Here is a 13,716-nt window from a genome sequence, read left to right as displayed (position 1 = left end):
TCGACCGGTCGCGGGCGCGCGCGGGCACCGCCTGCAGGATCACCCCCGGCGGGTGAGGCGCCCGCCGGGTCCGAAGCCAACACTTGTGGTACCTGCCAGTGATAGGACTGCCAGGCGCGAGCCATGAAAAGTGCGCGAGTCTACGGAGAAAGGGGCCTTGCAGTGTCGAGACCACAACCAGTCCTCGCGCTGATTGCCTTCTGTGCGGCAATCGGGCTGCTCACGGGCTGCAGCACCACAAGTCCGAACGCCAGCCCCGCCACCAGCCAGACCCCGAGCGTTTCACCGGTGTGCGCCGCTTCCGCTGCCTTCTCCTCATCCTTGACGAACTTCAAGGACACTCTCAAGCCAGGTGCCACGTTGGAGCAGATCCGGTCGGCCCGGGAGCAGGTGGCGAAAGCCTACGACGATCTGGTCACGGCAGCCGGTGACGCAGCCAAGGATCGCGTGGATGCCGTCAAGACCGCCCAACAGAAGTTTGGTGCCGCCGTCAACGCCGTTCCCGACACCGCCACCCTGACCCAGGCAATCAACTCCCTGCGGGACGAAGCCGCGAACGTGCAGGCCGCCGTCAGCGACCTCACGAATGACGCCAAATGCTAAAGCAGCCACCAGGGACCCGGGCCTGTGGCCCAATCACCCGCACAGGGTCCCGTTCACAAGTAACGCCTCGCCAATTGAACGCCCGCCAATGGAAAGCAGGGAAGCGAAAATGAGTTTCTTCCAGAACTTTTGGGAATTCTTATGGTGGATGTTTATCTTCTATGCGTTCTTCGCCTTCCTGTGGGCGTTGTTCATGGTGATCGGCGACCTCTTCCGCGACCACGAACTCAGCGGCTGGTGGAAGGCCGTCTGGATCCTCTTCCTGGTGTTTGTCCCCCTCCTGTCCGTCCTGACCTACATGGTCGCGCGCGGCAAGGGAATGACGAAGCGGGCAACGGAGGCGGCCCGCAAGAGCCGGGCGGAAACCGATGATTACATCCGCCAGGCTGCCTCGGCCAGTCCGAGTGAGGAGATCGCCAAGGCCAAGGCACTCATGGACGCTGGAACCATCACTCCGGAGGAGTTCGACCGGATCAAGAGCAAGGTAGTCGTCTGACTCAGATTGGGGATCCCTCATAGTCGGGGACAGGCCACAATGAATCCACTACTCAGCACGCTTCCTCGCCCCTAAAGTGGAACCAGGCTGAACCAAGGAGGGCCCAATGGAGCCGGCATCATCGGAACCTGGTCCCCGTCCGGCCCTCCCCCGCAGCGTAACTATCCTGCTCGCCCTGGCCGGCGCGGCCGTTGTGTCATTCGGCCTCGGCGCGATGCGGGGAATTGTCACACCGGTGTTCTTTGCGTTCGTGCTCACGCTCTGTGTCCATCCCCTGCGCCGTTGGATGCAGGGACGGGGAATTCCCCGGGGAATAGCCACGGGAACCACCATCGCGGCCGTCTTCGGGTTGCTGACTGCCTTCGCCGCGGTTCTCATCGCCTCACTGGCACAGTTCTCCGCGCTGCTGCCGCAATACGCCCCCCAAATGCAACAGCTCGGCGCCACAATTTCCAGTGCGCTGGAGTCTGTGGGCTTCGGCCCCCAGCAGGCCCAAGAAGTCCTGAACGGGTTCACCCCCGGCCGTATCATCGGGTTTCTCGGCGGCCTCCTGGGGAACATCGCGAGCCTGGTCACCAGCCTCGTGATCATTTTGACAATGCTCATCCTCATGGCAATCGATGGCTCGCGCGTACCTGTGATCCTGACCCACCTGAACTTCCACCGGCCGGCACTGGTCGCCGCGTTTGACGTCTTCGGAACCGGCGTGCGCCGCTACATGGTCGCCACCACGGTCCTCGGACTAGCCCAAGGCATATTCAACTGGCTGGTCCTGGTCATCCTGCACGTCCCCGGGGCCCTGCTCTGGGGCTTGTTGTCTTTCATCTGCAGCTTTATCCCCAACATCGGGTACTTCATCGCAATCATCCCGCCGCTGTTCTTCGGATTCCTCACAGGCGGCTGGACCACCGTTGTGACCATCATCATCGTCTACGGCGGGATCAACAGCGTCATCCAGTCCATCGTCCAGCCTAAGTATGTGGGCAACGCCGTGTCGCTCAGCGAGACCTTGACCTTTGTCTCCGTCCTATTCTGGGCCGTGGTCCTCGGTCCCGTCGGCGCTGTCCTCGCCGTCCCCCTGACGCTCTTCGTCCGCGCCCTCCTGCTCGATTCCGATCCCGCGCTCGCATGGTGGCGGCCGTTGACGGGCGACAGGACAGACGTTCAACATCTCCTCAAAGAAGAGGACGAGGCGATCCGGGCCCGTCGCGGCCGGCTACGGCCTGGCCAGCCGGACACCGGCAGCGGTACCAGCACCGGCACCAGCACCGCGCCGAAGGCATGACGCGCCGCCAGGGTGCTGCCCGGGGCAGGTGAGAACGCATGCTGAGCACCGTCACCAGCCTGTTGCTGTTCGCCGTCGCCGGTGCGATGAGCACCGTGCCTGTCAGTGTGACGATCATGATCCTGCTCTCCCCGGATCCACGCCGCGGGGCCCTTCCCTTCCTGATCGGCAGCCTTGCAGGTTCCGTTGTAGTGGTGGGCCTCTCGGCGGTCGGGCTGCAGTTCCTGCCCGTCAGGCCACCGCTCCTGCACAGGGACGAATGGGTGGCCCAGTTTGCCATCGTGATCGGTGTCCTTCTGATTGGGTACTCCCTGTTCCTGTTCCTGAGCAAGGGCCAGCGGGAGAACGCCATGCTGGGCAAGATGACCTCGAGGTTCCGCTCCGCCCGACCCTGGGAATTCGCTGTCCTGGGCCTGGGCCTGAACCTTCGTCCCAAGGCAATCCTGCTGGCCGTCACGGCAGGTGCCGTGATCAGTGTCCAGGAACCGTCGCCGCTGGAAGGCAGCATCCTGATCCTCGCCTATGCCCTCGTGGCGCAGTCCGCCGTCGTTCTTCCCGTCGCTGTGTGGCTCCAGTCCCCGGAGCGCGCCCAAGCGCCCTTGACCACGCTCTACAACTGGCTACAGCGCCACGGGCGCAGGATCGCGGCTATCGTCACCCTGGCGATCGGGCTCTTCGTCGTCGGCTACAGCCTTGCGCAGCTCTGACCCGGAACTTAGCCCAGGAGAGTCCCCTCACCGGCGCCAGCTGGCTTGGGATCGGGGATCCGAACCATGCGGAAAGAGGTGCCGAGCCCGGCGAGGCCGGCAAGGATGGGGACGAACAATGCGATCTGGAGGGCCAGGGGCCGGGCCTCCGTGTTGATGCGGATGATTTCGTTCTGGATGTCCTGCGGTTGGCCGGCGATCTGTTCCTGGAGTTGCGCATCGCTCATCACCTGGGCGTCGTCTTCCAGGACCGTCGCGACCTGCTGCTTCTCGGCGGGCGGGAGGACCGTGCTGGCATTCGACAAGCCGATGAAGATGGCCGACAGCGATGCGAGCATGATCCCGCCGGCGAACGCGAGACCGAAGGACAGACCGAACGATCCCGCGGCCGAATTCACGCTGGCGGCCTCGCTGACCCGCTCGTCCGAAATCGGGGACAGGGTGTAGTTGTTCAGCTGGGATACCAGCAGCCCCAGGCCAAATCCTGAAATGATCAGCGGGATCAGAAGCCACCAGCCGGAGTCCGCGCGCGGCACGACCGGGACCAGCACCACCAAACCCAGGACCAGGAACAGGAAGCCCCACCGTATGAGGCTGGCCGGGCGCCGCCTCCCGGACCTCTTCCCGGCGATCATGGCGACCACGAACATGGTCAGCGAAAGCGGTGCGATCGACAGGCCTGACTGCATGGCGTTGTATCCGAGCACCATCTGAAGGTAGATGGGCAGCACGATCATGGTGCCGCCCAGGGCGATCTGCTGGAGCATTTGTCCCGTGGCACCAAAGCGGAACGTTTTGGTTTGGAACAGGTCCGGGTCCAGCAGCGTCGGCTTGTCGCGGCGTTTGCGCTGAACGAGCCAGTAGACCAGACCGCCCAGACCGACGGCACCCACGGCCAGGAGTGCGCCGACAGCCTCGCCGCCTTCTTGCCAGACCAGGATGCCGAGCACGACGCCGCCCATGCCGACAATGGACAGGAATGATCCGAAGAGATCCAGTTCCCGCGGCCCGGTGTACGGCACGTCTTTGACGAGCTTAATTCCGGACAGGACGACCGCGATGATGAGGGCCTCGAGCAGGAAGGCGACGCGCCAGGACAGGAACGTGGTGAGGAAGCCGCCGAGCAAAGGCCCGACCGCGGCAGCAATCGCCGCCGAGGCGCCGACCAGGGCATAGACCCTGTGCTGGGCATCTCCCTCGAAATTTCCGTGAATGAGGGACTGCATGGCGGGAAGGAGCAGCGAGGCACCAAGGCCGCCGATCAGGGCCCAGCAGATGATGATCGGGAGCAGACTCTGGGCCAGGGTCATCGCGACGGCACCGATGGCGTAGCAGCAAAGCCCAATGACGTAAGCGCGCTTGCGCCCGATCAGGTCGCCGATCTTGCCGCCGATCAGGATGAAGGCCGCTGAAACGAGCGCCTCAAGGGCGATTGTCGACTGGAGTCCGCTGACGGTCGCACCGATGTCGTTCACCACGGCGGAGATCGAGACGTTCATGATCGACGTGTCCACCACGAGGACGAACATCGCCATCGCCAGCAGCAGAGCGAGCTTCTGGTTGAACGGCACCGTCTGCGCGGCGGCGCCGTCGGGAGAGCTCATTGTGGGCCGTCCCAGCGGCCCGCCGCGTCCCAGATCAATTCACAGCCGGACATGCCGCCTCCTCTGCCGTAGACCGGGCGGGCGCACGCACGGGCCCGGCCCTCCAGGAACGCACCCCGCCAGAGCCCACCGTAGTGCGATGCTGATGCCACGCTAGCTGTCCGCCACCACGGCCGGATCATTCCCGGCGGGTGAGGTTTCGGCGCTCGCCATCGCTGTGCGGCAACGAAGGACTCCAGCCACCCCAGGCGATGGCCTAACCTAGGAGACTGGCCCCGGCTTAACTGCGGGGCAGACTTCTTATCCCGCCCCACCCAAGAACCAGCCCCCGGAGGCAATCCACCATGGTCGAACAGCTGACGGCCTTTGTGCTCACCTGCCTCGTCGTCGTCCTCGTCCCGGGCCCCGACTTTGCGCTCGTCCTCAGGAACGCGGCCCGCGGCCCTCGGGCAGCGGCAACAGCCGCCGCCGGAATCATGGTGGGCAACACGATCCTTGCCGCACTCGCCGTCCTCGGTGTCACGGCGCTGCTGGGGGCATCGGAGGCCCTTGGGACCGGAATCCGGATCGCCGGGGCCGCGTACCTGCTCTACCTTGGTGCCCGGGCCCTTGCGGAGGCATTTGCCAGGAAGCACAAGCAACCGGCGGTACCCCAGGCTGAAGGCCCCTCCCGCGGCAGTTCACCCTTCGTGCAAGGAATGGTGAGCAACCTGCTCAACCCGAAAGTCGCCGTCTTCTATTTGTCGCTGTTCCCGCAATTCAACGTCGCCCCGTTGCCGGCCCTTGCCCAGCACGCACTGATGGCGGGCATCTTTCTCCTGATCGCCCTGGCCTGGTACGTGCTGCTGGTCAGCGGGCTCAAGAAGGTGACCACCGTCCTCGCCCGGCCCCGAACCAACCGGATCATCGTCGGGGGTTCAGGCGCGGTCCTGGTCGGGGTTGGCGGGACGATCCTGACGAAGACCCTGGTCTCCGCTTAGCCGCGGCTCTCGGCTTAAAACGCGGCGGAAAGCTGCGCCCATCCTGCCGAGCTACCACGGGTCATTCGAAACGGGTGATGGCCTACCGGGACTGTGTGCGCGATGAACGGCGCATCCTGCCACCCGTGGCATCCATCGCTACAGTTGGAATGACGTCATGCCGACGGTTTTGGCCCCGCAGAAACCAGGAGTCTTCCATGAGCAACCAACAGCTGATCATCGTCGGATCCGGTCCTGCCGGTTACACCGCGGCAATCTACGCCGCCCGCGCCGGCCTCGAGCCGCTCGTCATCGCCGGGGCCGTCACCGCCGGCGGCGCCCTGATGAACACCACCGAGGTAGAGAACTTCCCCGGCTTCCCCGGCGGGATCCAGGGTCCTGAGCTCATGGACGGCCTGCAGCAACAGGCTGAGAAGTTCGGCGCCCAGGTGATCTTCGACGACGTCACCGAAGTCCACCTCGCTGGCCACCTCAAGCGCGTGGTCACCGGCGCCGGGGACACCTATGAGGCGCCCGCCGTCATCCTCGCCACGGGCTCCGCGTACAAGGAGCTCGGATTGCCCGAGGAGAAGAAACTCAGCGGCCACGGCGTCTCCTGGTGCGCCACCTGCGACGGGTTCTTCTTCCGCGACCAGGACATCATCGTGGTCGGCGGCGGCGACTCCGCCATGGAGGAAGCCACTTTCCTGACCCGCTTCGGGAAGACCGTGACGGTGGTTGTCCGCAAGGGCGAGCTTCGCGCCTCCCGCATCATGGCCCAGCGCGCCAAGGACAATCCCAAAATCAGGTTCGCCTGGAACTCCGCCGTCACTGCCATCCACGGCGATGCCAAGGTCACGGGCGTGACGTTGACGGATACCCGGACCGGCGAAGCCCGCCAACAGGCCGCCACCGGGATCTTTGTGGCGATTGGGCATGTCCCCCGGACCGAGCTGCTGGCCGGCCAGATTGACCTCGACGCCGAGGGCTACATCAAGGTGGACTCCCCCACCACGGTCACCAACCTGACCGGGGTCTTCGCGTGCGGGGACGCCGTGGACCACCGCTACCGCCAAGCCATCACGGCGGCCGGTACCGGCTGTGCCGCGGCCCTCGACGCCGAACGCTACCTCGCGGCGTTAGAAGATGCGGACAGCATCGCCACCGCCCTGGTCGAGGAGCCCACCCACTCGTAGGCGCTCACTTCCTGGACTGCTTAGACCACGACGGCGCCGCCGTCACCGTGGCCCCGCCGGCGGCACTCACGGCTCAGCCGCTTTTTCATCCTGTGCGGCCGGACCAGGCTGGGCCGCGGTGGCGTCGGGCTGCGGCAACTGGTTCGCCGGGCGGTCTGCGTCGAGCTGGTCGGCGTCAAGCTGGTCGGCGTCGACGGCGGCGAGGTTGCGGATCAGGACGATGAGCCAGGAGAAGATCAGCAGGGCGGCGATGAGCTCCACAGCGGTCAGGTTGTAATAGCCGACCGGGAACCACAGCACCGCGGCAGTGACGATCGCAGCGAGGAAAACCCAGCCGAGCGCGGCGAAGGTCGCCGGGATGGACGGCACCAGGGCGCGGATCCGGACGATCAGTGACCCGTACACCACCACCATGCCGGACGCGGCCAGGGTGTGGAGGCCGAAGCGCTCATCGACGGGGAACACGCCGACGCAGGCCAGGAAGATCCCCAACATGACGATCCCGCTTTCGAGCAGCCTCACCCGGTGACGCGCGGACGGGGTCGCCGCCGCCGTCGCCAGGGTCAGGGTGGAGTATCCCGCCAGGGTGGTGACCACGACGCCGGCGACGATCAAGGTGAAGTTGAACGTCACCCCGGAGATATCGGAGCTCGCGCCGAGGGCGCTGAGGTGCTCTTGCCACCACAGCGGGTCCTGCGCGGTGAGCATGCTGGTGAGGACACCAGTGACGAGGAACCCGGCCAGGAGCGCGGCCAGCCGGTAGGCGGTCATGCTGAGCGCCGAGAGGTAGGCGATGTAGGCGCTGACGGCCCCGGTGGTTCCGACGAGGACGGCAGCTGCCACGGGGTAGAGGACCGCGCCGAGGAAAGCTTGCTGGAAGATCGCGAAGAGCGCCAGCCAGCCAAGCAGGAAGATGGACGCGTGGGTCAGGGCGAGGGCGGCGATGTCGATGGCGGTGCGGAGCCGGCCGGACCGGGCCGATGCTGCCGGAGCCGCCGGTGGCGGTTGTTGCCTGCGTTGCACGCAGCCGGCGACCACTGCCCCGGCCCCCAGAATCGCGGTGCCGAGCGCAGCTATGTCACCGGCCGAACCCCGGCCGGACAATGCGACAGGTTCCCGCCCGACGAGCAGAAGCGCGACGCCGCCGAGGACCAGGAAGCCTGCACTGCCGATGACGAGCGCCCGCGACTCGGACGTGACGGCTGCGCGGTGGGTTGGGTCCGACATCACTCACTTCGATTCGCCGGGGTTGCGGGTAACCCCACGCTATGGCCGCTGTGGGGCCGGTGCCGTCACCCGGAGCGGATGAAACCCGGCCAGATACGTCCAGCGCTGCACCGGCGGCGGCCTACTGCCCCGGGTGCGGAATGATCAGCACGGGACGGCCCTGCAGGCGTGTCAGGTTCACGCTGACCGAGCCTTCCAGAAGCCGGCTCATCCGGGCAACCCGGCCGGGCCGCTGGCCGCCGACGATCAGCGCGGCCGCATCCGTGCTTTCCGCCAGCCGGACCAGCGCCCGGGCAACTTCCCCGTTCAACACCCGGAAGGACCAGGTTCCGCCGGGCACCCCAAGAATGCCCTCCAGGGAGTTGAGCAGTTGCGGGGCCGGGAACTCGGCTTCCAGGTTTCGGACAGGATCAAGGGACGTGCCGTCCCGGTAGCCGGCTTGGTCCCACTCCGTGAGGTAGCTCGCCGGGTCAACGAACGCGCAGATCAGGTGCGCCCTCATGATTGATGCGAGCCCTGCTGCGGCCCGTACCAGCCGCTCGTCGAATTCCCAGGGCACGCCGAGAACCAGCGGGCCGTCCGACCACGGCCCGTCACCGGCCCGACCGGGATCAGCTGGCGGTTCCACGTCGTCCATCAGTCGCGGCTCCCACCGGCGGGCAGCCTATGCCCCGGGGGCGTGCAGAGATTTCACGCCTTCATTATGCCCATTCCCGGTCCCCCAGGGGCAGGGCATCAACTTGCCGCGGCCGACTGCAAAGCCTGCAGCAGCGGCGTCGTCGGCCGTCCGATCAGGCCGGACAGCTCACCGGTGACGGTAGCCAGCAGCCCGGCCTTGGTGTCCGTATCGAGGGCGGCGAGGAATCCGGCAGTGCCCTCGTCCAGCCCGGCAGCGGTCAGGAGCTGAACCAGTTCGGGTGCCGAAACGGGCCGGTACACAACTTCCTTGCCCGCGAGTTCGGTGATCGCCGTGGCCAGTTCCTCAAAGTCCCAGGCGTGGTCGCCGGAGAGTTCGTAGGTCCGGCCCTCGTGCCCGGCGGTGGTGAGGACGGCCGCGGCGGCCGCGGCGTAGTCGGCCCGGGTGGCGCTGGCTACCCGGCCGTCACCGGCGGCGGCCACGACGGCGCCCGTCTGCCGCGCAGTGGCCACGGTCTGGGCATAGTTTTCGGTGTACCAGCCGTTGCGCAGGAATGTGAAGCCGAGTCCCGATCCGCGGATGAGCTGCTCCGTTGCCTTGTGCTCGGGCGCCAGGATCAGCTCGGTGGTGTCCGCGGCGAGGACGGACGTGTACGCGATGAACCCGACGCCAGCGGCTTTGGCCGCGGTAACGACGTTCGCGTGCTGCGCCACCCGGGCGCCCACTTCGCTGCCGGAGACCAGCAGGAGCTTGTCGACGCCCGCGAGGGCGGCTTCGAGCGCGGCCGGATCGGAATAGTCCGCTACGCGCACCTGCACGCCACGGGCGCGGAGCTCTTCGGCCTTCGCGGCGTCGCGCACCACCGCGACGAGCGAGGCCGGTTCCTGGTTGGTCAGCAGTTCCTCGAGGACCAGCCGGCCCAGCTGTCCTGTGGCACCTGTTACTGCAATCGTCATGTTGCGCTCCTGGAAGTTGTCGTGAAGTAGTCGTGAAGGGACGTCCATCAAGTTCTGGCAGCCCCGGCGAACCGGCGCCCGGGGTTCACAACCGGCCCCCGGTGCGGGTCATTCCCAGTGTTAAGTTGTGTGACAGTTACGTTGTGCGACGCCGGCGGTCTCGCGGCTCCGCTAAGGGTGAGGCCCTCGCGTCTAGGTCAGGGTCCAGGAACGCTTGGACAGCCCGAACCAGAATCCGTCGATCGCCGTCTTGGCCTGGATGTCGCCCGAGCCGTAGGCGGCTCCGAGGGCAACATAGAGCGGGGCCCAGTGCTCACTGCGGGGGTGAGCTTCGCGGGCGGCCGGCGCCTTGTTCAGGAAGTCCAGGATGGAGTCGACATCGCCGCGGGCCATGGCTTCCTCGGCCCAGTGGTCGAATTCCCGGGAGACCGTCGGCGGGGTGCTGTCCGGTCCGCCGGCAGGATTGAACCAGCGCAGGTTGTGCGTGGTGAATCCCGATCCGACAATCAGCGTGCCCCGGTCGCGCAGGGGCCCCAGCGACACCCCGAGATCGAACAATCCCTGCGGATCCAGCGTCGGCATGGACATCTGCACCACAGGCACATCTGCCGCCGGGTACATCTCCTTAAGCGGAACGTAGGCACCGTGGTCCAGGCCGCGGCTTTCGTCTCGGGCCACGTGGTGGCCGTGGGCGGCCACGAGCTTTTCCACCTCGGCAGCAAGCTCAGGCGCCTGCGGGGCGTCATATGCCACCTCGTAGTACTTCTGGGCGAAACCGCCGAAGTCATAGACCAGCCCCGGATCACGGCCGGTGGCGCTCAGCGTCACCGGGGCGTTCTCCCAATGGGCGGAGACCATGAGGATGTCCTTGGGCTTGCCGAACGTGCCGGACCACTCGTTGAGTTCGCGGGTCCACGTGGAGTCGTCGGCCAGCGGGGGCGCTCCATGGCTGAGGAAGAGGACGGGAGGCCGGTCGGCTGTCTGTGTCATGGGAATATCGTAACCCGTTTTCATTGAAGCTTCAAGTGTATTGTCCGACGCCTGCCCCGCCGGAACGGGGGCACTGTCACAACGAGGGCACAATCAGAACGAGGGCACAGTGAACCCGAGGCCAAGGAGGCCGCGGCCCGACTGCTCGAGGACGGGATCCCTGGTGAGCGCCGCATGGTTCATCAGGACGTTGATGTCGCGCTGGATCCGCTGGAGCGGGTGCGACAGCCGGTGGACGCTCCCGCCGGATCCCGCCATGACCAACCGAACCGCCTCCGCCGACGCCTCGCCGCTCAGAGCAAGGGAAAGGCGGTATTCCCCGCGCTCCCGGTCCGTCATGGTTGCGGGCCGGCGGCTATGAGAGGCTGCGACCACCCGGATTGCCTCCTGCCAGTGCAACCGGGCTGTGGCCACCAGGCCGTAGGCCTGGGCATAGCGGACCTGCGCGAGCGGCGCGTCGGCCTGCCGCGCCTCCACCGTGTGCTTGACTTTGCGCACCATCATCAGCTCGCGGAACAGTTCGACGGCGTACTCCGCAGAGCCCAGGGCGGCGGCCGGAGCGACCATGTTCAGGAGTGGGCCCATGGGAGTGTGGATCAGTGGATCCCGGTGAATCTCACTGCCCGGGTTGGCCTCCGCGCCCAGGAGGTCCCAGTCCAGCGTTCGATGCTGCGGGACGAACAGGTTCTTGGCGCGGATGTCGTTGCTTCCGGTCCCCCGCAGGCCGGCCGTCTCCCAAACGTCGAGGACCTCGACGTCGGCCAGCGGAACCAGGCACTGCAGGCGCACCCCGCCGTGCTGTGCGGCCAGCAGGGCCCACCCGGAGTGCATGACTCCGGAGGCAAAGCTCCACCGGCCTGTGATGGCGTAGCCTCCGGGGACCTTGTCTGCCACACCGGCCGGCGCACCGGTGGCGGCCGCCAACGGAGCCGGGCCGGCCGCGAACACCTCCTCCTGCGCCCGCCGCGGCCACCGGGCGAGCATCCAGACATGCTCGATCAGGTGGCCCGCCGTCCAGGCCGTGGAGGCGCAGCCCCGGGCGAGCCGGCGGACCACTTCACCGTAGGTCTCCACGTCCATTCCATATCCCCCAACGGCCTTGGGGGAAAGCAGGTGAAAGAGTTCGGCCGACCGCAGTTCAGCCATGGTGGAGTCCGGGATGCGGCGAAGCCTCTCCGTCTCCGCGGCCCGCTCACGCAGGGCCGGAACAAGCCCCTGGACCCGGGCGAGCATCTCTTCGCGTGATGGGACAGCGGCAGGTGCCGAAGCGCCGGCACGGGCCGCGGGTTCGGCGCGGGCGCTGAGTTTCGGCATGGCGAGCGGCTCATCATGCAGGGCAGCTCCGGCGTCGGACGGCAGCACGAGCGTGTGGGCGGTGTGGTCGCGCTTTGCCGCCAGGTACCGGAGGTTGGCCGGAGAGGCATGGACGCCGGTGGCGACCTGCGCGGAAACGTCGACGCCAAGGTCCCTCAGCTGGGCAGCCTTGTCCGGGTTGTTGCTGAGCAGGCGCACCGCGCCGGCGCCCAGGGCGACCAGCATCTGGGCCGCGGCCGTGTAGTCCCGCTCGTCTTCGCCATGGCCCAGGGCGAGGTTGGCCTCGTAGGTGTCCAGCCCGCCGTCCTGGAGGGCATAGGCATCGAGCTTGGAATACAGGCCGATGCCCCGGCCTTCCTGGCGGAGGTAGAGCAGGAATCCGCCGGCGTCGGCGATCCGCTCCACGGCCTCGCGCAGCTGCGGGCCACAGTCACACCGCTGGCTGCCGAAAACATCCCCGGTCAGGCACTCACTGTGCAGCCGCACCAGGGGTCCCGCGCTACCCGGCGCATCGTCCCGCACTGCCCGCTCCCAGTCGCCGAGGCCCAGCAGCAGGTGCTCCTTTCCGTCCGCGAGCCCACTGAAGGTCATCACCTCGGCATCGGCGGTGAAGCCGTCCGGAAAGCGGAGCGGCACCGAAACCCGGCTGCGCACAGCAGCTGCGGGAGCGGTGGCCGCCCGGGCGATGGTCTCTGACACAGTGCTCATCTCAGGTCCTCAGGTCTTCGGTAAGGGGTGCAGCCGGCGTCGAGCTCTTTCGGCCTTCCCCAAAACTTTACTTGAAGCTTAAAGTTATACGGTCGCGTGGCCGGTCACGCAAGAGGAGTCTCCGTGTGAAGGACCCGATGGAGGAGATCGGCCTGCATCGCGGGCGGGTGCGCACAGGCGGGGGTGCACGAACAAGCGGCAGGGCAGTGGCATGATGCAGTCGTGACTATCGCAAAAACCATCCTGCTGTTCGTCCTGGCGGCGGCAGCTGAAATTGGCGGGGCCTGGCTCGTCTGGCAGTCCGTCCGCGAGGGCCGGGATTGGTGGTGGGCCGGACTGGGGGTAGTGGCCTTGGGTATCTATGGCTTCGCCGCGACGCTGCAGCCGGACGCGCACTTCGGACGCATCCTTGCCGCGTACGGCGGCGTCTTCGTGGCCGGCTCGCTGGCCTGGGGCGTGGTCTTCGACGGGTTCCGGCCGGACCGGTGGGACGTCCTGGGCTCGGCGATCTGCCTCCTCGGGGTGGCCATCATCATGTTCGTTCCCCGCGACGCGGGCGGTCGATGACCATGACCCGGTTCGTGATTGGCCCGGATGTGGCCCTGTATCTCGCCCGCCAGGAAGCGGCGATCGCCCAGGACCACCAGCTCGTGGCGCCGACTCTTCTTCGCTCACATGTGCTCTCGCTCCTGTACCAGGCAGTCCGGCGCGGCGACGTGACCCAGGCAGATGCCGACCGTCAGCTCGACTACCTGCGGGGCCTTCGCATCCGCCTTCTCGGGGACCGCGTCTTGCAGCGCGCCGCGTGGCGGCTCGCCGATCAGCTGGGATGGGATGACACTTTCGACGCCGAATACGTGGCACTGACCCGGCTTCAGGCGGACGCGTTCGTGACGCTCGACGCCGGGCTGGCCAGGGCCGTGCAGGGGCTGGTCAGCATCGCGGAGCCCAGGGTGTTGCTCGCCCGCGCCACGGACTCCAAACCAAGCGCGGGCCTCTAAGCAGCGCAGGCACAGGACGCCGGCCCTGAGAGC

General features: G+C 66.9%; 14 protein-coding genes. 8 read left to right on the top strand and 6 right to left on the bottom strand.

The window, feature by feature from the left end; translation table 11 throughout:
• Window positions 1-162 precede the first annotated feature (162 nt).
• From AB4089_RS06510 to AB4089_RS06495, 4 genes are all read left to right on the top strand, one after another.
• Window positions 163-603: a hypothetical protein gene (locus tag AB4089_RS06510; protein WP_441408482.1), complete on the top strand. Its 441-nt coding sequence runs from the start codon at window positions 163-165 to the stop codon at window positions 601-603.
• 109 nt (window positions 604-712) lie between these two features.
• On the top strand, window positions 713-1,099 hold the full coding sequence (locus AB4089_RS06505; RefSeq protein ID WP_441408481.1) for an SHOCT domain-containing protein: 387 nt from the start codon (window positions 713-715) through the stop codon (window positions 1,097-1,099).
• A gap of 106 nt (window positions 1,100-1,205) precedes the next feature.
• Complete coding sequence (locus AB4089_RS06500) at window positions 1,206-2,384, top strand: AI-2E family transporter (protein ID WP_441408480.1); 1,179 nt, start codon at window positions 1,206-1,208, stop codon at window positions 2,382-2,384.
• Between the two features lie 38 nt (window positions 2,385-2,422).
• On the top strand, window positions 2,423-3,091 hold the full coding sequence (locus tag AB4089_RS06495) for a GAP family protein (protein ID WP_441408479.1): 669 nt from the start codon (window positions 2,423-2,425) through the stop codon (window positions 3,089-3,091).
• Window positions 3,092-3,099: 8 nt separating this feature from the next.
• On the opposite strand, the gene AB4089_RS06490 is transcribed toward AB4089_RS06495, so the two are convergent.
• Window positions 3,100-4,695 carry an MFS transporter gene (locus AB4089_RS06490; protein WP_441408478.1) on the bottom strand — a complete coding sequence of 532 codons (1,596 nt, stop codon included), beginning with the start codon at window positions 4,693-4,695 and terminating at the stop codon, window positions 3,100-3,102.
• A gap of 344 nt (window positions 4,696-5,039) precedes the next feature.
• On the opposite strand from AB4089_RS06490, the gene AB4089_RS06485 reads away from it, so the two are divergent.
• Together AB4089_RS06485 and trxB are read left to right on the top strand one after the other, a co-directional pair.
• Complete coding sequence (locus AB4089_RS06485) at window positions 5,040-5,675, top strand: LysE family translocator (RefSeq protein WP_441408477.1); 636 nt, start codon at window positions 5,040-5,042, stop codon at window positions 5,673-5,675.
• 197 nt (window positions 5,676-5,872) lie between these two features.
• A complete protein-coding gene (trxB, locus tag AB4089_RS06480; RefSeq protein ID WP_441408476.1) occupies window positions 5,873-6,850 on the top strand; it encodes a thioredoxin-disulfide reductase in 978 nt (325 codons plus the stop codon).
• Window positions 6,851-6,916: 66 nt separating this feature from the next.
• Here the strand turns inward: trxB and AB4089_RS06475 are convergent, their stop codons facing one another.
• The 5 genes from AB4089_RS06475 to ribA all read right to left on the bottom strand — a co-directional run bounded on the left by AB4089_RS06475 (window position 6,917) and on the right by ribA (window position 12,682).
• Complete coding sequence (locus tag AB4089_RS06475) at window positions 6,917-8,077, bottom strand: hypothetical protein (RefSeq protein WP_441408475.1); 1,161 nt, start codon at window positions 8,075-8,077, stop codon at window positions 6,917-6,919.
• Between the two features lie 121 nt (window positions 8,078-8,198).
• Window positions 8,199-8,714, bottom strand: coding sequence for a universal stress protein (locus AB4089_RS06470; RefSeq protein ID WP_441408474.1), 516 nt, complete (start codon window positions 8,712-8,714; stop codon window positions 8,199-8,201).
• Between the two features lie 98 nt (window positions 8,715-8,812).
• A complete protein-coding gene (locus tag AB4089_RS06465) occupies window positions 8,813-9,670 on the bottom strand; it encodes an SDR family oxidoreductase (RefSeq protein WP_441408473.1) in 858 nt (285 codons plus the stop codon).
• 192 nt (window positions 9,671-9,862) lie between these two features.
• Window positions 9,863-10,660, bottom strand: a complete 798-nt coding sequence (locus AB4089_RS06460) for a dioxygenase family protein (protein ID WP_441408472.1) — start codon at window positions 10,658-10,660, stop codon at window positions 9,863-9,865.
• A gap of 93 nt (window positions 10,661-10,753) precedes the next feature.
• The gene (ribA, locus tag AB4089_RS06455) at window positions 10,754-12,682 is read right to left on the bottom strand and encodes a GTP cyclohydrolase II RibA (protein ID WP_441408471.1); all 1,929 of its coding nucleotides are present in this window, start codon (window positions 12,680-12,682) and stop codon (window positions 10,754-10,756) included.
• Between the two features lie 222 nt (window positions 12,683-12,904).
• Here ribA and AB4089_RS06450 point away from each other — a divergent pair, with 222 nt between their 5' ends.
• Together AB4089_RS06450 and AB4089_RS06445 are read left to right on the top strand one after the other, a co-directional pair.
• Window positions 12,905-13,249 carry a YnfA family protein gene (locus AB4089_RS06450; protein WP_441408470.1) on the top strand — a complete coding sequence of 115 codons (345 nt, stop codon included), beginning with the start codon at window positions 12,905-12,907 and terminating at the stop codon, window positions 13,247-13,249.
• Window positions 13,246-13,683: a type II toxin-antitoxin system VapC family toxin gene (locus tag AB4089_RS06445; RefSeq protein ID WP_441408469.1), complete on the top strand. Its 438-nt coding sequence runs from the start codon at window positions 13,246-13,248 to the stop codon at window positions 13,681-13,683. The genes AB4089_RS06450 and AB4089_RS06445 overlap by 4 nt, the downstream gene beginning before the upstream one ends.
• Window positions 13,684-13,716: the final 33 nt, after the last annotated feature.

The sequence above is a fragment of the Arthrobacter sp. 2MCAF15 genome, assembly GCF_052115605.1.
In the GTDB taxonomy this organism is placed as follows: Bacteria; Actinomycetota; Actinomycetes; order Actinomycetales; family Micrococcaceae; genus Arthrobacter.
This window is presented reverse-complemented; position numbering and strand designations above follow the sequence as displayed.